General features: G+C 59.8%; 18 protein-coding genes. 11 read left to right on the forward strand and 7 right to left on the reverse strand.

From position 1 onward, the window contains the following. Positions 1-23 precede the first annotated feature (23 nt). Positions 24-971, forward strand: a complete 948-nt coding sequence (locus tag ACN0SY_RS07620; RefSeq protein WP_417686012.1) for a hypothetical protein — start codon at positions 24-26, stop codon at positions 969-971. A gap of 9 nt (positions 972-980) precedes the next feature. Here the strand turns inward: ACN0SY_RS07620 and ACN0SY_RS07625 are convergent, their stop codons facing one another. Next, the gene (locus ACN0SY_RS07625; protein ID WP_417686014.1) at positions 981-1,565 is read right to left on the reverse strand and encodes a VOC family protein; all 585 of its coding nucleotides are present in this window, start codon (positions 1,563-1,565) and stop codon (positions 981-983) included. 244 nt (positions 1,566-1,809) lie between these two features. Between ACN0SY_RS07625 and ACN0SY_RS07630 the strand changes: the two genes are divergently transcribed. Then, positions 1,810-2,817 (forward strand): DMT family transporter, encoded by a 1,008-nt coding sequence (locus ACN0SY_RS07630; protein ID WP_417686016.1) that lies wholly within the window; start codon positions 1,810-1,812, stop codon positions 2,815-2,817. 53 nt (positions 2,818-2,870) lie between these two features. Here ACN0SY_RS07630 and ACN0SY_RS07635 read toward each other — a convergent pair whose 3' ends face one another. The 3 genes from ACN0SY_RS07635 to ade all read right to left on the reverse strand — a co-directional run bounded on the left by ACN0SY_RS07635 (position 2,871) and on the right by ade (position 7,527). Beyond that, positions 2,871-3,755, reverse strand: a complete 885-nt coding sequence (locus ACN0SY_RS07635; RefSeq protein WP_417686018.1) for a substrate-binding domain-containing protein — start codon at positions 3,753-3,755, stop codon at positions 2,871-2,873. Positions 3,756-3,879: 124 nt separating this feature from the next. Continuing rightward, positions 3,880-5,544, reverse strand: coding sequence for a long-chain-fatty-acid--CoA ligase (locus ACN0SY_RS07640; protein ID WP_417686020.1), 1,665 nt, complete (start codon positions 5,542-5,544; stop codon positions 3,880-3,882). A gap of 264 nt (positions 5,545-5,808) precedes the next feature. After that, positions 5,809-7,527, reverse strand: coding sequence for an adenine deaminase (ade, locus tag ACN0SY_RS07645; RefSeq protein ID WP_417686022.1), 1,719 nt, complete (start codon positions 7,525-7,527; stop codon positions 5,809-5,811). 447 nt (positions 7,528-7,974) lie between these two features. Between ade and ACN0SY_RS07650 the strand changes: the two genes are divergently transcribed. The 4 genes from ACN0SY_RS07650 to eda all read left to right on the forward strand — a co-directional run bounded on the left by ACN0SY_RS07650 (position 7,975) and on the right by eda (position 13,679). Then, on the forward strand, positions 7,975-9,240 hold the full coding sequence (locus tag ACN0SY_RS07650; protein WP_417686024.1) for an ROK family protein: 1,266 nt from the start codon (positions 7,975-7,977) through the stop codon (positions 9,238-9,240). 250 nt (positions 9,241-9,490) lie between these two features. Further along, positions 9,491-10,963: a glucose-6-phosphate dehydrogenase gene (gene zwf, locus ACN0SY_RS07655; RefSeq protein ID WP_417686025.1), complete on the forward strand. Its 1,473-nt coding sequence runs from the start codon at positions 9,491-9,493 to the stop codon at positions 10,961-10,963. 183 nt (positions 10,964-11,146) lie between these two features. Continuing rightward, positions 11,147-12,976, forward strand: coding sequence for a phosphogluconate dehydratase (gene edd, locus ACN0SY_RS07660; protein ID WP_417687189.1), 1,830 nt, complete (start codon positions 11,147-11,149; stop codon positions 12,974-12,976). A 64-nt stretch (positions 12,977-13,040) separates the two neighbouring features. Beyond that, complete coding sequence (gene eda / locus ACN0SY_RS07665; protein ID WP_417686027.1) at positions 13,041-13,679, forward strand: bifunctional 4-hydroxy-2-oxoglutarate aldolase/2-dehydro-3-deoxy-phosphogluconate aldolase; 639 nt, start codon at positions 13,041-13,043, stop codon at positions 13,677-13,679. Positions 13,680-13,712: 33 nt separating this feature from the next. On the opposite strand, the gene ACN0SY_RS07670 is transcribed toward eda, so the two are convergent. After that, the gene (locus tag ACN0SY_RS07670) at positions 13,713-14,246 is read right to left on the reverse strand and encodes a PilZ domain-containing protein (RefSeq protein ID WP_417686029.1); all 534 of its coding nucleotides are present in this window, start codon (positions 14,244-14,246) and stop codon (positions 13,713-13,715) included. Positions 14,247-14,529: 283 nt separating this feature from the next. Here ACN0SY_RS07670 and ACN0SY_RS07675 point away from each other — a divergent pair, with 283 nt between their 5' ends. Both ACN0SY_RS07675 and pgi read left to right on the forward strand, forming a co-directional pair. Further along, positions 14,530-15,327 carry a delta-class carbonic anhydrase gene (locus ACN0SY_RS07675; protein ID WP_417686031.1) on the forward strand — a complete coding sequence of 266 codons (798 nt, stop codon included), beginning with the start codon at positions 14,530-14,532 and terminating at the stop codon, positions 15,325-15,327. 238 nt (positions 15,328-15,565) lie between these two features. Then, positions 15,566-17,182 carry a glucose-6-phosphate isomerase gene (pgi, locus tag ACN0SY_RS07680; protein WP_417687190.1) on the forward strand — a complete coding sequence of 539 codons (1,617 nt, stop codon included), beginning with the start codon at positions 15,566-15,568 and terminating at the stop codon, positions 17,180-17,182. 18 nt (positions 17,183-17,200) lie between these two features. Here the strand turns inward: pgi and ACN0SY_RS07685 are convergent, their stop codons facing one another. Next, complete coding sequence (locus ACN0SY_RS07685; RefSeq protein WP_417686033.1) at positions 17,201-18,001, reverse strand: hypothetical protein; 801 nt, start codon at positions 17,999-18,001, stop codon at positions 17,201-17,203. A 252-nt stretch (positions 18,002-18,253) separates the two neighbouring features. Between ACN0SY_RS07685 and ACN0SY_RS07690 the strand changes: the two genes are divergently transcribed. The 3 genes from ACN0SY_RS07690 (at position 18,254) to ACN0SY_RS07700 (ending at position 19,191) form a co-directional block, all read left to right on the forward strand. Continuing rightward, on the forward strand, positions 18,254-18,523 hold the full coding sequence (locus tag ACN0SY_RS07690) for a bacteriocin (protein ID WP_417686035.1): 270 nt from the start codon (positions 18,254-18,256) through the stop codon (positions 18,521-18,523). A 46-nt stretch (positions 18,524-18,569) separates the two neighbouring features. After that, complete coding sequence (locus ACN0SY_RS07695) at positions 18,570-18,839, forward strand: glycine zipper domain-containing protein (protein WP_417686037.1); 270 nt, start codon at positions 18,570-18,572, stop codon at positions 18,837-18,839. Positions 18,840-18,915: 76 nt separating this feature from the next. Continuing rightward, positions 18,916-19,191: a hypothetical protein gene (locus ACN0SY_RS07700; protein ID WP_417686039.1), complete on the forward strand. Its 276-nt coding sequence runs from the start codon at positions 18,916-18,918 to the stop codon at positions 19,189-19,191. A 107-nt stretch (positions 19,192-19,298) separates the two neighbouring features. Here the strand turns inward: ACN0SY_RS07700 and ald are convergent, their stop codons facing one another. Next, entirely contained in the window at positions 19,299-20,435 is a 1,137-nt protein-coding gene (ald, locus tag ACN0SY_RS07705; protein ID WP_417686041.1) for an alanine dehydrogenase, read from the reverse strand. Positions 20,436-20,478 lie beyond the last annotated feature (43 nt).

The following is a 20,478-nucleotide window of genomic DNA, read 5'->3' on the forward strand; positions in this document are numbered from 1 at the left end:
ATTTTGCAGGCACCGGTTACACCATGTTTTCACGCACCAGATCGCTCGGAACTTCGTTCGTTGCAGCTCTTGTCTCTGCCGGTTTTGCGCTGATATCGGCCGCCACGGCAGGCGCAACCGGAACAAATGGCTGGACGCTGTCTGTCGCCTCCCCTTCGATCGTTCCGCCACCACGTCCGACGATGCCCGCGCCAACTCCCGATGGCCTGCCCGATGGAGAGGTGGCCACCCATGACATCGGCGACATTCGTCAGGCCTGGTATACGGATCCAACAGACCGATACGGACACGGGATTCTCGGCGATGCCATCGAAGCCGGAACCTTGAAGGTCAAGACAGCCGCCGGAAATATCCTTTCTCTGAAGCTACCCGCGGCAGAGGTATTCGAGGACAGGACGCCTAGGCTCGCCGATCTGGACGGAGATGGAGCGGTTGAAGTCATCACGATCCGGTCGTCAACTAGACTTGGTGCCTCCGTCACCATTTACGGACTCTCGGCGAGTGGCGAACTCACGGAAAAGGCGGCAACCGAATTCATCGGCCGCTCGAACCGATGGCTGAACATCGCCGCGATAGCAGGTTTTGCCGGAAACGGACGCCTTCAGATCGCCTATGTCGAGACACCCCACATTGGGGGCACGCTTCATCTCTACGACTATGTTCAAGGCAAGCTTGTCCGTCTTGCCAGCCAGCACGGCTTTTCCAACCATGCCATAGGGTCCCGGCATATGGATCTGTCACTCCCGGTCGATCTGGATGGCGGCCCTGCGCGCAATGCATTGATCGTTCCGAACGCGCGCCGCAGCACGCTCAAGGTGATGTCTTATGACAATGGTACCTGGACGCTTCGGTCGGAAGTTGCTTTGCCGCACCGGATCGAAACCGCACTTGGCGCCATCGGCAGCGGCCCGGCAACGCAAGCCTTCTTCCGATTGGAAGACGGCAAGGCCTATGTTCTGAGCCCGCGATGACTCCAGGTATCAGCGGTACGGGTTCTTCGGGCTCCGGTCATCCGACAGGCTCCTGCGGCTTCCAAGCGTGAGAGCCTCGATGGCATCAGCAAGATGGATTTCCTGGATATTGTAGTCACCACGCGCGACGCGGATCTTGTGCGCTTCCAGCATGACTTCGCCATGGGAAATCCCCGCCGGCGGCTCGAAGCGGTAGGAAGCCAGCTCGATCAGAAACCCGAGCGGATCGCGGAAATAGATCGAATCCATGAAGCCCCGATCCTTCGGACCGCTATGGGTAATTCCCCGCTCGTCCAGCCGATCTGCAATCTGCCGGAACGTTGCCTGGGAAACACTCAAGGCCAGATGATGGACGCAGCCAGGCGTCTGCGGCACGGCTGACGCGTCCGGCGTCCGGGTCTCATTGGTGAAGATCGTGATCAGGCGGCCATCGCCGGGATCGAAATAGAGGTGGCTCTCGTCGGCATTGTCTAGATTTGGCTGCTCGAACACGAAGGGCATTCCAAGGATACCCTCCCAGAAATCGATCGATGTCTGGCGATCGGCCCCAACCAGCGTGATGTGGTGTACGCCCTGAACCTGAACCTTGCGCATTTCCGGCCTCCTTGCTTCCTCCTCGTTTTCATAAGGCGTACCCTGCCGACCGATGCAACCGCAAGCACGCTGCGGTAAACAGTGTGTTCCCTTGCTAACGGAAGCGCGGGCCCCCTTCCCAAATTCACCAGACACGTTATGTTAGTATACTAACTATTGCGCCGCCGCGTCCTGCGGCGAGACCGGAGCGCGGACCCAAGGGCTCCGTCCGTGCATCCGGCGCATAAATGCCCAGGGAAACGACATGGAAAAGGCCCCTTTGCCTGATGCAGAGGGCACCCAAGAGGTGACCGCCCCGCCGCCAAGCGGCCTTTTCGGCCGAAGTATCGCGAAAATCTCCGGGCGCGTTTCGCTTTTGCCTGCCAACACGATCGGCGCGCTCTGGATCCTGCAGGCTGCGTTTCTTTTCACCATCATGTCAACGCTGATCAAGCTGGTCGGTGAACACCTGAGCGTGTTCCAGATCCTCTTGATCCGTCAATCGGTGATGGTGCTCATAGTCGCTCCCCGGATTATCCGGGGTTTGCCCAGCTCTCTTGCCACGAAGCGCCCGGGTCTTCAGGCCGCCCGCGTGGTCTGTGCGACAATCGCGATGCTTTGCGGATTTTCGGCGATCATTCATCTGCCGCTTGCCGACGCCACCGCGCTCGGCTTTTCCAAGACCTTCTTCATCACCATCTTCGCGATCATTTTCCTTGGCGAGACTGTCGGCCCCCATCGCTGGGGCGCAACGATTGTCGGCTTCCTCGGCGTGCTGCTGATGCTGCGACCGCAAGGAGACGGGTTCGTCGACATCTATGCCCTGATGGCGATCTTCGGCGCAGCCGGTGCCGGCATGGTCATGGTGATCCTGCGCGTCCTGACCAAGACGGATAGCCCGACGACGATCCTCACCTATCAGGCAACCTTCGTTGGCCTGATCATGATCGGCCCGGCAATCTACACCTGGCAGACGCCGACCTTGCAGGAGTGGGGCCTCCTGGTGCTGGTCGGGATCGTGTCCTGGGCAGCGCAGATGTCGAATATCAAGGCGTTCCGCTCAGGCGAGGCAACGGCGATCGCTTCTCTAGACTATACCCGCCTTCTCTACGCCACCGTGATCGGGGCCATCGTCTTCAGCCAGTGGCCAAGCATCGAAACCGTGATTGGTGCCGCCATCATCATCGGTGCCTCCATGTATACGGTACGCCGGGAGGCCGTGCGCGGCCAAAAGCTCGCACGCGCGGCCGAGGGGCGCGGCTACAACAACTGATCCGGGCGTGAGTGGAAAGTCTTCCTGCAACTCAGAGAGGAGGTATCCTCCTCTCAATGCCCGTTGAAATGCACCGAACCGAGCGAGGTGATATCGTAGCCGCCGAGCTGTGCCGCCTTGTCCGCAAATGCATCCGAGCGCGCAAATCGCAACAGCGTCTGGAATGCCTGCTCGAAATAGTCGCGCCGTCCGACAAGCAGATCAAAGCGTTCTTCCAGAACCGGAACGAACTCCAGCTTGCTCTGCCGGGCAGCGGTTTCAAGACCGAATGCCATATCTGCTTCGCCCGAGAAGACAGCCTGTGCCGCCTCGCGCTCGTCGCGCACGACCGGGCCCTCCCCCAGGACAGTGGAAGGATCAAGCCCGAGTTCGGCCAATTTGCGCAGGAGCAACACGTGAGTGCCGGCAGCGGCCTGCCGCCTTGCGAGGCGCCGGCCGGGCAGATCCAGAAGCCCGTTTACCCGCAATGGGTTTCCAGCCGGAAGAATGAGGCCGCGCCGCCGCCGCGCCCACTCGATCAAGACCACCGGCTTGAAGGAAAAGTTCCGCGCAACCTCTTCGACGTTCCAGTTTGCACCTTCGCTGTCAGGGACATGCATACCGGCCGCAATACCTTCGCGGCGCGCGAAGCGGTCAATGCCGTCGAGACTGCCATCGAACAGTGATGCCAGACCGCAACCGGACTCACGGACAGCCCATTCCAGAAGCGGATCATGACTTCCCAGCATCACGAGAGGACGATCGACGTCTTCCTCGTAAGCGTCGCCCGCCCTCTCGATCCAGGCAAGCACCGCATCACGCGGAAAAAGAAGCTTGCCGGTCGCCCGGCTATGCGGCACGTCGCCGGTTGCGACGAGATCGTAGACCTTGCGCTCCTTGACCCGGATCAGATCCGCAAGCTCGCGGGTTGTCAGGTAGCGCGGAAGGTCTTCATGCATGTTGCAGGCTCACAAAAAAGCGGTCCGGGACCCCAAGTCGGTACCCCGAACCGCTGTATCTGGCAAGCTGATCAAGGCGTTCTATTGCCCTCGACCACACCTCATGCCGGTATCATCACCGGTTTCAGGCGTCGGCTTCTGCCTTGGCCCGCTTGGCCGCCTCTTCCTCGACCAGTTCCTTTTTGGACAGCTTGCCGACCATGGTTTTCGGCAGCTCTTCGCGGAACTCGATTTCACGCGGCATCTCGATGGTGGACAGATGGTCCTTCAGGAAGGTCTTGAGTTCGTCATCCGAGAGCTCATGGCCATCCTTCAACTTGACGAAGGCCTTCGGGGACTGACCGCGATAGGTATCGGGCACCGCGATTACGATACATTCGGCAACCGCCTGATGCTGATAGATCGCTTCTTCGATGACACGCGGATAGACGTTGTAGCCGGAACACAGGATCAGATCCTTGATCCGGTCGACCAGATAGATGAAGCCGTCCTGGTCCTGGTAACCCACGTCACCGGTATGAAGATAGCCATCCTCGATGGTCTGATTGGTGTCGTCCGGACGCTTCCAGTAACCGAGCATGACCTGCGGCCCCTTGAGGCACACTTCTCCCTTTTCACCCTGGGCGACAGGCTTTCCCGGATCCTCGACATTGCGGAACTTTGCGATGGTCCCGGGCACGGGCCGGCCAATCGATCCCGGACGGTTCGTCTTGTCGAGCGGGTTGGCCACTGCAACCGGCGAAGATTCGGTCAGGCCATAACCCTCGACAAGAATGCAGCCGGTGAGCGTCTCGAACTTGCTCTTGACTTCGACAGGCAGAGGCGCACCACCGGAGAGGCAGAACCGGATGCTGGTCAGGTCATATTTCGATGTCATCGGCGCATTGTTGATCGCGGTGAAGATCGTCGGGACGCCGGGGAACAAGGTCACCTTCTTCCGCTTGATCGTGTCGAGTAGCATTTTCAGCTCGAATCTTGGCTGAAGGACCATCTCGGCACCCAGAACCACGGCAAGGTTCTGAGCCACGGTCATCGCAAAGACGTGGAAGAACGGCAGCACACAGAGCATCTTTTCCTCGCCTGCCTTTGCGCCGGAGAAGATGCATTTCATCTGCTCGATATTGGCCGACAGGTTGGCATGCGTGAGCATCGCGCCCTTGGGCACACCCGTCGTTCCACCGGTGTATTGCAGCACTGCGATCGCTTTTGCCGGATCGATATCGACCGGAAGGGCGCTCCCCGGTGTGGACATCAGCTCATCGAAATGAACATGAGCGGAGTCATGCGGGATTTCGGCGATTTCCTTGCGCTTCAGGAGGCCGAAGAGGAACTTCTTCGGTTGCGGCAGGATCGGAGCCATTGGACAGACGATGATCTTGTCCAACACCTTTTCCAGACGGATGGCCTCGACCTTGTCGTAGATCTGCTTGAGATCCATCGTGACCATGATCCGAACATCCGCATCGCGCGCCTGGAAAGCCAGTTCACGCTCGACATAAAGCGGATTGAAGTTCACGACCGTGCCGCCAATCTTCAGGATCGCGAAGTAGAAGACGGTATAATAGGGCGTATTTGGAAGACACAGGCCGACGTGAACGCCCGGTTTGACGCCCATGGCCTGCAGGCTGGCTGCAAGCTTGTCGACCATCGCGCCGAAGTCGCGATAGGTCCAGACCTTGCCGAGAAAGTCCGCGGCCGGCCGGTCACCGAACGCCTTCACTGTCTCATCGAGATACTCGTGTAACGGACGGGGCCTGAAAGCCGCGGTCCACTCCTCCGCTGTCGCCATGGCGATCTCCAACTCGCTCGTTTTTGTTCACCGGGATTAAGCGACTGCACTCCCTCGACCCGAAATCGCGACGTGATCGCAGGTCAAATCCTCCATGCAGTTCCGCCGCTGCCCGGCGCGGCCGATTTCCGGCCTTTCAAGGGGAAGTCTTGCACAGATACTTCCGTTAACGTCAACTCACGACGTAACGACACCCCCTGGGTTAATTGCACCAAAGTCTAACGATCTGTGGACGAAACGTCCCGTTTTCCCGCTCATCACACGCTATTGAGCCACGAGCTGGAACCGATTGACGTCGAACACGCCAAGGTCCGTGATCTTGAGATGGGGAATGACAGGCAGCGGCAAAAAGGCGACCTGGAGGAACGGCTCGGGCAGAATGCACCCCAGGCCTCGAGCTGCCTCACGAAGGACCTCGAGCTGCTCCTTGACCGTTTCGAACGGCTCCAGGCTCATCAGTCCGGCCACGGGAAGCGGAAGCTCTGCAATGACATCCGATCCCCTGGCAACGGCGAACCCGCCCTTCATATCGATGACCCGGTTGACTGCCGCGGCCATCGCCACCTCATCGGCTCCGACGACGCAGATGTTGTGACTGTCATGACCGACGGAGGAGGCAATCGCACCCTCCGTCATTCCAAAGCCGGAAACAAAGCCGCAGCCGATATTGCCGGTGTGCTTGTGCCGCTCGACCACGGCCACCTTGAGAACGTCCTGCTGCAGATCCATCTGCGCCTTGCCGTCGACGACAGGCAGGTTTCGTTTCAGGTGCTCGGTAATGATGCGCCCCGGAACCACTCCGATGACATCCACGTCCGAATTGGCAGCGCCCACCTGAAATGCGTCCGGTGACACCTTCGAAGCCCTGACGCTGTCGAGACCGACGGGATCAACAATCGTCCTTGCGGCAAAGGTGGACCGTTCGACAAGGCGCCCTCCGCTGATCACCGACGCCACCTGGCAGTCCTCGAAATCGTCAAGAAGAACGATATCGGCGCGCCAGCCAGGCGCGATGTGACCGCGATCCTTCAGGCCAAAAGCGTTCGCACCCGACCAGCTGGCCGCCCGATAGGCATCGAGCGGACGTATGCCCTTTGCGATCAGGCGCCGGATCATGCTGTCAATATGCCCTTCCTCGGCAATGTCCAAAGGATTTCGGTCGTCTGTGCAAAGGGCAACGAAGGCCGACACATCCGGCTGCAGGATGGGCGCAAGGGCGTCCAGATCCTTCGAAACGGAGCCTTCGCGGATGAGGATGTTCATACCCTTGGCGAGTTTCTCAAGAGCCTCTTCCGCAGTCGTTGCCTCATGGTCGGTACGAATGCCGGCGGCCAGATAGCCGTTGAGTGCCATGCCGCTCAACAAGGGAGCATGTCCGTCGATATGCCCCCCCTGGAAGGCTTCAAGCTTGGCCAGGACCTTCGGGTCCCGCGCCAGAACGCCCGGAAAATTCATGAACTCTGCAAGCCCGATGACCTTCTCATGTTCCCGGAGCGGCAGAAGATCCTCGATTTCCAGACAAGCCCCGGAGGTCTCGAACGACGTTGCAGGCACGCAGGAAGACAGGTTGACCCTGAGGTCCATAACCGTCTCCAGGGAGCTCTCCAGGAAATACCGGATCCCCTCTGCGCCAAGGACATTGGCGATCTCGTGCGGGTCGCAGATTGCGGTCGTGACACCGTGAGGCAGCACACAGCGATCAAACTCGAATGGCGTAACGAGCGAGGATTCAACATGCAGGTGCGTGTCTATGAAGCCGGGAACTGCAACCCGCCCGCCCCCATCGATCTCGCGTCGGCCCGCGTAGTCGCCGGTGATCCCGACAATCCGTTCGCCGACGATCGCGATATCGCTTTCGATCATGGATCCATCGATCACGCTGAAGACCCGCACGTTGCGAACAACGAGATCGGCCTCAGCTTCACCGGCGCCGGCCGCAATGGCCCGGGCAAGAAAGGCGGCATCGGTGGGCGTGGACTTCATCGGTATCGGCCTTTCTGAACATGACCGCGGACATCGCGGCGGTACCTGGGTGCGCCGCAAAGCATAGCCCGCCCAACGCACGGCTTGCAAAACCAGACTGCTCCCCCTCCACAAAGCTTCAAGGAGGCGATTCGAGGGTCACGGATCGCCCCTGAGTTAACTTTTTGACTGGAGCAAAATTCCGATTTCGAGTTTAGGAAACGGAAAAATTCTCCGAAGGGTTGTTTTTTTATTGCATTGAACTAATCAGTACAAACAACAAGATAGCACTCAATAGCCCGCAGTTTTCCGGCTTTCTTGCAAATTTTGATTGACAAAATTGCCGCGTATCGCTATTAATTAAATCAATCAAAATTAATAAATAAAAACTGTGCGGCCCCATCGCATGGACTTACAGCCTTCCGCATCCCTCCCTTGCGGAAGGCTGACCATCTCCGGAGTCAGTCATTGCCGAATTCACGTCGCTCTGCACGAGGGTCGAACTCCGCCCAGCTTCGCCGCTACAACGAGCGGATCGTTCTGCAGATACTGCGACGTGAGCAACAAGCCTCCAAGGCGGATCTCGCCCGGGCAACCAAGCTGACAAACGCCGCCATCGGCGCAATCATCCAGTCTTTGAGCGAAGATGGCCTGATCGAGGATCTCGGCAAGCATCATGGCGGCGGTCGCGGTCAACCGGCCACAATACTCAAGCTCGCTCCGCGCGGTGCCTTCGGCTTCGGCGTTCGCGTCGACCGGACGAACCTAGAGACCGTCCTCGTCGACTTCGAAGGACGTGTGATCGGCAGAGCCAGCCATGAGATGGTGCTCCCTGCCCCGCAGAAAGCGCTGGAGATCATCCGTCGCGACCTGGAAAATCTGAAAGGTCTTCTTTCACGCGAGGAACAGGCTCGCCTGACCGGAATTGGACTGGCCCAGCCATTCAATCTCGGCGCCTGGCTGCATGAACTCGGATTGCCTGAGGCAAATTTTCGGCTTTGGGACACGTTCGACATGGCAGCTGCGCTTGAGGATGGGATGGATCTACCGGTATTCCACGAGAACGACGGCACGGCTGCAACCGTCGCAGAGCTGTTCTATGGCCAAGGTCGGCAGAACGATGATTTTCTCTACATGTTCATTGGCCCCGCGATTGGCGGCGGTCTCTGCATGAAAGGCGATGTGGTGCGCGGGGTATCCGGCAACGCGGGCGACGTGGCGATGATCCCTGTCGCACCAAGCAAGCTTTCGACGGCACCGCTACCGCGTAGATCAAACGATATCCTGTTGACCCGCGCCTCCCTGATTTCGCTGGCCCGGCATCTCGAACCGGAAGGCTTTCCGGGTCTCAACCGTCCGGATCTCCAGGCAGCTGTCGACAACGACGATCCGCGTTTCCACGAGTGGCTGGCCGATTGCGTGGATGCACTCACACCCAGTCTCGGCTCCGCAGTCGCCCTTCTCGACATTCCTCTGGTCATCATTGATGGCGACCTGGAAGGCAGCTTCGCAGATCACATAACCCGGGAACTTGGCCAGTCGCTCGCTGCTGCTGCGCCAGAGGCACGCAATGCCCCCGAAGTCAGGTTCGGCAGCTTCGGCAAGAACGCCGGCGCCATCGGGGCTGCGAGCCTCCCCATGTTCTTCAATTTTTCCCCGCGAGTTTCAATTCTGACTGGCGGCTCGTCTGGGGCGGCCGCGGGAAGAGCGGTCGCATTTCAATCCGCCGACTGACCTTCCCGTTGCAAAAAGATCCGTTGAATGGGCCGGTCAGACGCTTCTCAGGCACGCGAAGAGCTTGACGAAGCGAACAGGTTTTAACATCAGGGGCGCACAACGCATGCCGGTTTGCAGATGCCGAGAAATTTAATTTGGAGACCAAAAAAATGATGTCTCCGACTGAAATTCCGCTCTTCACCTGCTGACATCCGAATTAAACCGATTTAAAAGCCCCGGAGAACCATCCCAAGTGAGGACCGAACATATGGCTGTCCGTGTCATTGAAGTCGCTGACTTTGACCTCGTCGTCTTCGGAGCATCCGGCGATCTGGCGCACCGCAAGCTGATCCCGGCGCTGTATCACCGTTGCTGCGATGGCCAGCTACCTGAAGATGCACGCATCATCTGTTCATCGCGCCGCGCCTACACCGACGAGGAATACCGGGATTGGGCCCGGGAAGCACTCGGCGAACATGTCGGTGAACTCGAGGAAGCCCGCATCAACCGCTTCCTCTCCCGTCTGCGCTACGTTGCCATAGATATCGGTTCGGGCGACGGCTGGGATGGGCTCAAGGAGTTGCTCGACGAGCGCCCCGAAGTGGTGCGCGCTTTCTACCTCGCGGTAGGGCCGGATCTTTTCGGAACCATCTGCGAGAGCATTGGCGCCAACGGCCTCGTCACCGAAAAGACCCGCGTCGTGATTGAAAAGCCGATCGGCAAGGATGGCAAGTCTGCCAAGGCGCTCAACGACACGGTGGGTGCCGTCTTCGACGAAGACCAGATCTTCCGTATCGACCATTACCTCGGCAAGGAAACGGTGCAGAACCTCATGGCTCTGCGCTTTGCCAACGCCCTGTTCGAACCACTCTGGAATGCCGCTCATATCGACCACGTCCAGATCACGGTCGCGGAGTCCCTCGGGACGGGAGGGCGTGCCGGCTACTACGACACGGCGGGCGCACTGCGCGACATGGTCCAGAACCATATCCTGCAATTGCTCTGCCTTGTCGCCATGGAGCCGCCGGAGTCCATGGACGCTGACAGTGTCCGCGACGAGAAGCTGAAGGTCTTGAAGGCTCTTGCGCCGATCCACGAAGGCGACGTCGACAAGCTGACCGTGCGCGGACAGTACCGGGCCGGAGCCTCCGCCGGCGGTGCCGTACCCGGATATCTTGAAGAGCTCGGGCGCGATGACAGCACCACCGAAACCTTTGTTGCCCTGAAGGCCGAGATCGCCAACTGGCGGTGGGCGGGCGTGCCGTTTTACCTGCGCACCGGCAAACGCCTCGCACAGCGTGTATCCGAAATCGTCGTGCAGTTCCGGCCGATCCCTCACTCGATCTTCGACGAGGAGGCCGGCACCATCTCCGCCAATCGCCTGATCATTCGCCTGCAGCCCGATGAGGGCGTGCAGATGAAGGTCATGATCAAGGACCCTGGGCCGGGTGGAATGCGCCTGCGTCAGGTTCCGCTCGACATGAGCTTTGCAGAGGCTTTCAAGGTACGCAATCCGGACGCCTACGAGCGCCTGATCATGGACGTTATCCGCGGCAACCAGACCCTCTTCATGCGCCGCGACGAAGTCGATGCCGCCTGGGCCTGGATCGACCCGATCCTGGAAGCATGGGCCAACTCCAAGGAAGCCCCGCGTGGTTACACCGCCGGCACCTGGGGCCCCTCGGCCTCCATCGCCCTGGTCGAACGCGACGGCCGCACCTGGGCAGAAGACGGACTTTGATGCGCATGGCCCGCAGCGCAACGCGCGGCGGGCACCGCAAGACGCGGGACAGCGAATGACCGCCAATCGTCCGAACATGCCACATGCCGGTCATGTTGCAATGCGAATTTAAATCGATTAAATCAGCCGCAGCCATGATGCTTCGGCTTCAAGTCCAGCCTGCAAGACGCAGCCAGAGAGGACATCGAGGACATGACCATCCAAGCACGTATCGGTGAGGTGACCGAACGTATCGCCAGGCGCAGTCATGACAGCCGTTCCAGTTACCTTGAGCGCATTCGCAAGGCTGCGGACAAGGGACCGCAGCGCTCGCGTCTTGCCTGTGGCAACCTCGCCCACGGTTTCGCGGCCTGCACGCCGAACGACAAGGCCGCTCTCTCAGGCGACGTGGTCCCGAACCTTGGCATCATCACCGCCTACAATGACATGCTCTCGGCCCACCAGCCTTATGAGACCTACCCGAACCTGATCCGTCAGGCTGCCCATGAAGTCGGCGCAGTGGCCCAGGTCGCAGGTGGCGTTCCCGCAATGTGTGACGGTGTCACACAAGGTCAGGAAGGCATGGAGCTCTCGCTCTTCTCCCGGGACATCATCGCAATGTCCGCTGCTGTCGGTCTCTCCCACCAGATGTTCGACGCAGCAGTCTTTCTCGGCATTTGCGACAAGATTGTCCCGGGCCTTTTAATCTCGGCCCTGTCCTTCGGCCACCTGCCGGCCATCTTCATTCCGGCCGGACCGATGACCACCGGCATTTCCAACGACGAGAAGGCCAAGACCCGCCAGCTCTATGCCGAAGGCAAGGTCGGACGTGCCGAACTGCTGGAATCGGAATCGAAATCGTACCACGGCCCCGGCACCTGCACATTCTATGGCACGGCGAACTCCAACCAGATGCTGATGGAGATCATGGGCCTGCACATGCCCGGCGCCTCCTTCGTCAATCCCGGCACGCCATTGCGCGATGCTCTGACCCGCGAGGCTGCCAAGCGCGCCCTGGCCATCACTGCTCTTGGCAATGAATACACGCCGGCGGGTGAGATCATTGACGAGAAGGCCATCGTCAATGGCGTCGTCGGACTGCATGCGACCGGCGGCTCAACCAATCACACCATGCATCTAGTCGCCATGGCAAATGCCGCCGGTATCAAGCTTACCTGGGACGATATCTCCGAGTTGTCCGATGTGGTGCCTCTCCTTGCCCGCGTTTATCCGAACGGAAAGGCTGACGTGAACCACTTCCAGGCGGCCGGAGGCCTCGGCTTCCTGATCCGCGAGTTGCTCGGTGAAGGATATTTGCACCAGGACGTGAAGACGGTCTATGGCACGGATCTCTCCGGCTACACGGTCGAGGCAAGGCTCGATGAAACCGGTAACGTCGTCCGGGACGCCGCGCCGGAAAAATCAGGCGACGAAAACGTTCTTGCTCCCTTCGCCAAGGCGTTTTCGCCGAACGGCGGCTTGAAGGTTCTGACTGGCAATCTCGGCAAGGCGGTCATCAAGATCTCCGCGGTCGCGAAGGAACGTCATGTAGTCGAGGCTCCGGCACGCGTCTTCCATACACAGGAAGACTTCCTGGCAGCCTTTTCACGCAAGGAGTTCAACGGCGACATCGCCGCCGTCGTCCGCTTCATGGGCCCCAAGGCCTGCGGCATGCCCGAACTTCACAAGCTGACGCCAGCCCTTGGCATCCTCCAGGATCGCGGCCACAAGGTTCTGCTCATAACCGACGGGCGCATGTCCGGCGCATCAGGCAAGGTGCCCGCTGCGATCCACGTCACGCCCGAGGCTGCCCATGGCGGCGCGATTGCAAAGATCCGCGACGGCGACATGATCCGCCTGGACGCGGTCACCGGCGAACTGACCGTCCTGGTCGACCAGGCCGAATTCAATGCAAGACCCCTTGCAACACAGGATCTTTCCGATCATGAAGCCGGTGTCGGCCGGGATCTTTTCGCCGCCTTCCGCGCCAATGTCGGCAGTGCCGATACCGGCGCCCATGTCTTTGGAGCCTGACGACAGGCCTGACTGAAACAATAGACGAACCAGCCGGTGATGCGCCGGCAATCGGGGAACGCAGATGCCGCAGAACATTGCCAAGATCGAAAAAGTCATGACCGCAGCTCCGGTGATCCCGGTGCTGGTGATCGAGGATCCGGCAAAAGCTGTTCCAATGGCCGAAGCCCTGGTCCGCGGCGGCCTGCCCTCCATCGAAATCACCCTTCGGACACCCCGCGCCTTGGAAGCCATCAGGCTGGTAGCAGAAAACGTCGAAGGCGCGATCCCGGGGGCCGGTACGGTTCTGGATCAGGCACAGTATGAAGCCGCCGTTGCTGCAGGCAGCCAGTTCATTGTCTCCCCTGGCGCAACCGACAAGCTTCTGGATGTGGCAGAGCAAAGCGACGTGCCGCTGCTTCCAGGCGCGGCCACCGCATCGGAAGTCATGGCCCTGCTTGAGCGGGGTTACGAGCGCTTGAAATTCTTCCCGGCCGAACAGGCTGGCGGCGCATCCTACCTGAAGTCACTGTCGTCTCCACTGGCCGCCGCAAAATTCTGTCCGACCGGCGGTGTCAGCCTTGAAAAGGCGCCAACCTACTTGGCCCTTCCAAACGTTTTGTGCGTTGGCGGCTCGTGGATCGCAGATGCAAAGGCAATCGATGCAGAAGACTGGGGCGGTATCGAAGAGCGCGCCAAAGCCGCGGCACGCCTGGGCCGTTAGGAAGTGCCAACTGTTACGCTGAGAAAAGCCACATCACCCGATTGTTTCCGGGACGTCCCAGATCAACCGGATGCCTGCGGCAGCGTCATTGCGCCAGGCGAACTCGCCAAGCACGGGACGTTCGAAGTTCTTCAGGTGCAGCACGACTTCCTCGGGCAAGGTCTTCAACCCCTTGCCCTTGACCCGGCAACCGTTCTTGCCGGCGTCAACGATCACCACGGTCAACTCGGTTACGCCTTCCCGATCTGAAATCTTGACGGGAATATCGACCTGGTTCCGGCGTTCGCGCCGCTTGTCGTGAACCTGCTCTTCCTGCTTGGGGAAAATGACGGACACAACATCACCCCTGACGCCGGTGATGGTGGCACGGCTCAGACGGGAATTCTCATCAATGCGGATGCCAATGTTCTTCCGAAGACCAGCTGCTTCCTCGGTCGTAAGGCTGCACCCCCACTCGCTGACATTGGAGGCGACTGCCTTGATACAGGACAGGGTATCGAAATCGACGACAAGGACATCCGCTTTGGCGTCCTCTTGCCCATGCAGATGTATCAGACAGTGGTTCATCAATTACTCCGCGTCCTGACCTCACGGTAAGTCCTGCCATGAATCCGTTTCCAGTCGCTTAAAAATTCGCTCATTTTACCGGGATTTGTAGCTTAAGAACTGGGAAACCAATTGAGATATATGTAGTTTTTACGAGCCACCCCCCTCTGCAATGGCTCTTCGCACTCCTGAAATCACGCATTCCGATACACCTGGTCTGGACACAAGCTGACGTTGGGGCAAAAATCCGGCCGCATCTTCAGAATGCGGCACTTCCAACCGCCACCAGAGGGGTTTCGGAAACATGAAATCGATCACACTATCGGCATGCGGCGCCATTGCGTCACTCCTGCTTTCCCTTTCAGCAGGTACGGCTGAAGAAGTCTGTAAAGGCTTCGGCCCGCAAACCCCGAGAGACATCTCAAGCGGACTTGGCACCAACAAGCGCCTCTTCACCATGGCACCCGACGCCTCCAAGCTCAATCTCTGCAACATCCACACGCATACCAATGCCGAACACAAGGGGCCTGGCTTTTCCGTATCTGCGGGCACCGGAGAGCATGGCGGCTTCAAGTGTAACGAGACCGGAACCCTCACCGCTGCGGAACTGTCCGATCCTGGCATCGGAGCCGGCGCCTACCACGGCGTGAAACCGGGCGACACGATTGAGGTGCACTGGGTCCACACCTCATGCGAGATCGAGCCCGGAAAGGGCCTCGGCTCCTGCCTGAGCGATGCTTGCGCCAATCCGCAGCTGCGTGTCGAAACGCAAGTCTTTCTCGTCGTGAACGATCCCACTGCGCTCAACTTCATGGATTTCGCCTATCAGGGCAACATGGTCGGCGGTCTGCATCAGGCCAAGGCCCTGCCGACCGGAACGGGGACACCCGTGGTCTTCGGCGGCTCCACGACGGGACCGAAGTATACCGAACAGACCTGCTCGCCGTTGCAGGTGACCTGGTCGGTTCGCCCGCAATGCGCAAAACTCGACATCAACTCGCTGAACGTCTGGGCTGCGATGGGCAATGTCTTTGGTGAGGACCACTCCCATGGCGTACGCCAGTTGGTCACTTCTCCGGAATTACTCTCGCCGATCAACTGATCCGGTTTCATGAATTTTCCGGCAGGTCGGCCCATCCGGCCTGCCGCACTCCCCGCTCCCGGCATCAGGTCCGGGATCGCCTCCCCTTGATTTACTGAACAATTTCCGACCCCATATCCAGAACCAGCTGCCGCAGGACTATATCAGGGTGGCAAGGCTGTGTTATGCCCTTGCCAGCGCGTTCAATTTGCTCCACACGGTGATTTAAATCGATTTAAAAGGGAGCCTTTCGATGGCTTTGTCCGACGTCTTTGCCAAGCTCTCCGCTCATGCGGAAACCTTTCAGGATCGCCCGCTGCGCAAGCTTTTTGCCGGGGATGCGGAGCGGTTTTCCAGATTTTCACGCAAGTGCGATGATCTTCTGATCGATTTTTCCAAAAGCCAGATCGATGACACCGCACTCGACCTGCTAACGGAACTGGCAGAAGCCGCCGGCGTCACCGCGCACCGCGATGCCATGTTCGCCGGAGAGAAGATCAACGAAACCGAACAGCGCGCCGTTCTGCACACAGCCCTGCGCAACCGGTCGGGCGAGCCCGTCATGGTCGAAGGCAAAGATGTGATGCCCGACGTCAATGCCGTACTGGATGCGATGGCAGACTTCGCCGATGGCATTCGCTCCGGGGATATTGCCTCTGCCGACGGTCAGGCCTTCACCGATGTGGTCAACATCGGCATTGGCGGCTCGGACCTGGGTCCGGCAATGACCACACTGGCTCTGACTCCCTATCATGACGGACCGGCCCTTCACTATGTCTCCAACGTCGACGGTGCCCATATCGCCGACACCCTTGAGCAGCTTGATCCTGCGACGACCCTGGTGATCGTCGCCTCCAAGACCTTCACCACCATCGAGACGATGACCAACGCGCAGACGGCGCGCAAATGGATCGCCGAAGCTCTCGGCGAAGACGCCGTCGGCGATCACTTTGCCGCCGTATCCACGGCACTCGACAAGGTTGCTGCCTTCGGCATCGATGAAACGCGCGTCTTCGGCTTCTGGGACTGGGTCGGTGGCCGCTATTCCGTATGGTCGGCCATCGGCCTGCCGCTGATGATCGCCATCGGTGCGGACGCCTTCAACGACTTCCTCGATGGTGCCCACGCAATGGACAGGCATTTTGCCGAAGCGCCCGTCTCCGACAACCTTCCCGTCCTGATGGGGCTCATAGGCGTCTGGAACCGCGATGTTCTGGGGTACAGCGCACGGGCAGTCCTTCCCTATGACCAGCGCCTCGCACGCCTGCCTGCCTATCTGCAGCAGCTGGACATGGAATCCAACGGCAAGCGCGTGAAACTTGACGGTTCACCGGTCGACGTCGAAACCGGCCCGCTGGTCTGGGGCGAGCCCGGCACCAACGGCCAGCATGCCTTCTACCAGCTTCTTCATCAGGGGACGACGGTCATCCCGTGCGAGTTCATTGTCGCCGCGAAAGGCCACGAGGAAGATCTGGCCCATCATCACGAGATGCTGGTCGCCAATTGCCTTGCCCAGTCCGAGGCCCTGATGCTGGGGCGCACGCTGGAGGAAGCAAAGGACCTTCTGAAGTCATCGGGCATGAGCGATGAAGATGTCGACCGTCTGGCACCGCACAAGGTGTTCCCGGGCAATCGTCCGTCGGTAACGATCGCATACGACCAGCTTACCCCCTATTCCCTCGGCCGCCTGATCGCCCTTTATGAACACCGGGTCTTCGTCGAAGGCGTGATATGGGGCATCAACTCCTTCGACCAGTGGGGGGTCGAGCTTGGCAAGGAACTCGCCACCGCTCTCCTGCCAATGGTAAAAGGAGAGGCCAGTGCCGACGCCAAGGACAGCTCCACACAAGGTCTGCTCAAGGCGCTCACAAGCTGATCCGGTACCACTTGATCCTCAGATGGAGCTGCGCGCCATGCGCAGCTTCAGCTCGGTAGTTCCGAAGATACGGATATCGGCATGGAAATTCTCCTTCCGGAGGTACCTGGCATCGGAGCGGCAGACCGGTCCGATGAACATCAGCCTGTGCCGCACGCTGTAGCGCGCCAGTTCGGTACCGAAAACCTTCTGGAAGACGTAGAACGTCAGGTAGTGGTTATCCACCAGCGCCCGCACCGGCCGTTCGGAGCGGCGGACCACATGAATAAGATCCAGATCGAACAGCTTGTCACCATTGACGTTGGAATGCCGCTCCGGACCGTCTGAGAAGATGAAGTCGTAAGGCCGGTCGGGAATGCGCTCGTATTGCACGCCCCGGAACATCCTGTAATAGCCGTCGACTTTCGGGCTGAAAACGATCTCCACACAGTCCTGATAGTGAGCCGGCAGCAATTTGAGCACATCATCGCGCCATTCCGGCACGTCTTCCATGCTGGTCAGCCGCCCCGCACCATGGCCATCTCGCTCGTTTTCCTTCAAGGCGTAGGCCAGGACCAGCGTCGAGATTCCGGGGCCGAACTCAAGCACCTCCCGCGGGTGATATTTCCGCACTGCCGAGTAGAGTTGCCAGTAGTCGGACCAGGAGGCTCCGGTAACCTCGCTCTGCTCCCGGTAATCGTTGATTTCCCGCCACAAGTCCGGGATCTTTCGCAGCCGCTCCCGGGCACGCCGGTTTTCCGCGGACACCATGCGCTCTGCGATCGCCCACCGGAACCGTGTCATCCAGCCGCTGGCCTTTTCTGCTCCAATGCCGTGCATAAGCCCCTCACTTCGAACAATTCTTGAAACTGCCCAAGCGTTTGCAACACATTTGCCACAATCGTCGGAAAGTTGAGCAACCAAGGCTGTCTCCGAGCGTTAAGGCATAGAACGCCGTGTTGCCCCGCATTGGGAACCGCTTTACCTTTCGTCGGTAGCAGGGAATTATTCCGTGAGAGATGACATAGCTCATGGAGCTGCTGGCGGTTTGAAAGTTTTTATTGAGAGAGATTTCACTCGGGAGACTATGCAATGAAAAAGCTACTTGTCGTTGCGGCCTCAGCACTTCTGCTGGCCGCCTGCCAGTCGGACAGCCAGCGCGATCGTGCGCTCGTAGGCGGCGGTCTCGGCGCGGCAACAGGCGCAGCAATTGGGGCAGCGGCTGGCGGCGACGCGGGCAGCGCGATCGCTGGTGCCATCATTGGCGGCGCCGGTGGTGCAATCGTCGGGTCTGCCACGACACCGAAGAACTGTGTGGCCTACGACCGGTATGGCCGCCCGTACCGCGTAGCTTGCCCGTAAGCATCAATCACCGGTCACGACGACCGGACGTGATGGAGAAACCTGAATGAAGAAGTTCCTTGTCATTGCTGCGTCCGCGCTTCTGCTCGCAGCCTGCCAATCGGACAGTCAACGTGACCGTGCTCTCGTCGGTGGCGGCCTCGGTGCGGCAACCGGTGCCGTCATCGGCGCTGCCGCAGGTAATGGTGTTGGCCCCGCACTGGCAGGTGCCGCGATTGGTGCTGCTGGCGGCGCAATCATCGGCTCTGCGACCACACCCAAGAACTGCACGGCCTATGATCAGTACGGACGTCCTTACGCGGTGGCCTGCCCGTAAAATCGACAGGACCGACAAATGGCCGGTTCCGCTGTAGAATCTTGGTGATTCGGACCCTTCCACGGGAGACCACTGGATGAAGATCACCTGGATAGCAGCGGTGCTGGCCATCGGCTTGTCCGGCTGCGTAACAAACACCGACAGTCAGCGGGACCGCATGCTTATCGGCGGCGGCCTCGGAGCGGCGACCGGTGCTGTGCTTGGCGGCGTTGCCGGTTCGACGGCCGGCTCGGCTCTGGCAGGAGCTGCCCTCGGCGGTGTCGCGGGCGGCCTGATCGGGATCGTGACGACCCCGCGAAACTGCATCGCCCGGGACCAGACCGGCACGCCTTACAAGGTTCGCTGCCCCTGAGATCCTGAGCCACCTGCAAAGGCGTGGGCCATGGACTCACCCGAAAAGACAAGAGCGAGACCGATGGCCTCGCTCTTTTTTGTTGCATTCGAGGATGTGAGACCTCCTCAGGCAGCCTTGGAGGCGGCCGACTTCAGTGCCGCTGCCGGATCCACATAGGTGTATCCGAGGGCGTCAGCCACGGCCTGGCAGGTCACCTGACCTTTGTGGACATTAAGGCCCGGCAGGAACAGCGGATCTTCCAGAAGCGCCTTCTCGGCTCCCTTGTCGGCGAGCGCCAGAGCGAACGGCAGCGTCGCGTTGTTCAAGGCATAGGTCGACGTGCGCGGCACTGCTCCCGGCATGTTGGCCACGCAGTAGTGGACGACACCGTCGATGATATAGGTCGGGTCAGAATGCGTCGTCGCCTTGGAGGTTTCGAAACAGCCCCCCTGGTCGATGGCAACATCGACGAGAACCGATCCCGGCTTCATCCGCTTGACCATGTCGGCGGTGACCAGTTTCGGAGCCGCTGCACCGGCAACAAGCACCGCACCGACAACGATATCGGCTTCCAGCACATACTGCTCAAGCGCAGCCTTCGTGGAATAGACGGTTCGCAGGGACGAGCCGAAAGTCTGCGACAACTCCGCAAGGACCTCGACGTTCCGGTCGAGGACGGTGACATCGGCACCAAGGCCCAGCGCCATGGTGATCGCGTGGCTGCCGACAACGCCACCGCCAATGACGACGACTTTGCCCGGAGCAACGCCAGGGACGCCGCCGATCAGGACGCCAGAGCCGCCGGCTTCCTTTTCCAGCGCCTTTGCGCCTGCAATGACGGAAAGGCGGCCTGCAACCTGGGACATTGGCGCGAGAAGCGGCAATCCACCCGACTTTCCGAGAACGGTTTCATAGGCGATGCAGGTGGCGCCGGATTTCACCAGATCGGCGGTTTGCGCTGCATCGGGCGCAAGATGCAGATAGGTGAAGAGGATATGATCCGGGCGCAGCATCGCACGCTCGACGGCCTGCGGCTCCTTCACCTTCACGATCATCTGGGCGACGTCGAAGACTTCGGCCGCGGTCGGGAGGATCGACGCGCCGGCAGCTTCATAGGCAGCATCATCAGCGCCAATACCCGCGCCGGCTTTGGTTTCGACCCATACGTCGTGGCCATGAGCGATCATTTCGCGAACGCTGTCCGGCGTCAGACCGACCCGATATTCGTGATTCTTGATTTCCTTCGGAACACCGATACGCATGATTTTCCCTCGCTGGACAGGCATTTGTTATTGGCAAATGGTA

The sequence above is a fragment of the Roseibium sp. genome (genome assembly GCF_048261595.1).
Lineage (GTDB): Bacteria > Pseudomonadota > Alphaproteobacteria > Rhizobiales > Stappiaceae > Roseibium.

What these genes read in the sequence shown, in the direction of transcription:
- ACN0SY_RS07620 (WP_417686012.1), top strand. Translation starts at nt 24, where the DNA reads ATGTTTTCACGCACCAGATCGCTCGGAACTTCGTTCGTTGCAGCTCTT.
- ACN0SY_RS07625 (WP_417686014.1), bottom strand. Translation starts at nt 1,565, where the DNA reads ATGCGCAAGGTTCAGGTTCAGGGCGTACACCACATCACGCTGGTTGGG.
- ACN0SY_RS07630 (WP_417686016.1), top strand. Translation starts at nt 1,810, where the DNA reads ATGGAAAAGGCCCCTTTGCCTGATGCAGAGGGCACCCAAGAGGTGACC.
- ACN0SY_RS07635 (WP_417686018.1), bottom strand. Translation starts at nt 3,755, where the DNA reads ATGCATGAAGACCTTCCGCGCTACCTGACAACCCGCGAGCTTGCGGAT.
- ACN0SY_RS07640 (WP_417686020.1), bottom strand. Translation starts at nt 5,544, where the DNA reads ATGGCGACAGCGGAGGAGTGGACCGCGGCTTTCAGGCCCCGTCCGTTA.
- ade (WP_417686022.1), bottom strand. Translation starts at nt 7,527, where the DNA reads ATGAAGTCCACGCCCACCGATGCCGCCTTTCTTGCCCGGGCCATTGCG.
- zwf (WP_417686025.1), top strand. Translation starts at nt 9,491, where the DNA reads ATGGCTGTCCGTGTCATTGAAGTCGCTGACTTTGACCTCGTCGTCTTC.
- eda (WP_417686027.1), top strand. Translation starts at nt 13,041, where the DNA reads ATGCCGCAGAACATTGCCAAGATCGAAAAAGTCATGACCGCAGCTCCG.
- ACN0SY_RS07670 (WP_417686029.1), bottom strand. Translation starts at nt 14,246, where the DNA reads ATGAACCACTGTCTGATACATCTGCATGGGCAAGAGGACGCCAAAGCG.
- ACN0SY_RS07675 (WP_417686031.1), top strand. Translation starts at nt 14,530, where the DNA reads ATGAAATCGATCACACTATCGGCATGCGGCGCCATTGCGTCACTCCTG.
- ACN0SY_RS07685 (WP_417686033.1), bottom strand. Translation starts at nt 18,001, where the DNA reads ATGCACGGCATTGGAGCAGAAAAGGCCAGCGGCTGGATGACACGGTTC.
- ACN0SY_RS07690 (WP_417686035.1), top strand. Translation starts at nt 18,254, where the DNA reads ATGAAAAAGCTACTTGTCGTTGCGGCCTCAGCACTTCTGCTGGCCGCC.
- ACN0SY_RS07695 (WP_417686037.1), top strand. Translation starts at nt 18,570, where the DNA reads ATGAAGAAGTTCCTTGTCATTGCTGCGTCCGCGCTTCTGCTCGCAGCC.
- ACN0SY_RS07700 (WP_417686039.1), top strand. Translation starts at nt 18,916, where the DNA reads ATGAAGATCACCTGGATAGCAGCGGTGCTGGCCATCGGCTTGTCCGGC.
- ald (WP_417686041.1), bottom strand. Translation starts at nt 20,435, where the DNA reads ATGCGTATCGGTGTTCCGAAGGAAATCAAGAATCACGAATATCGGGTC.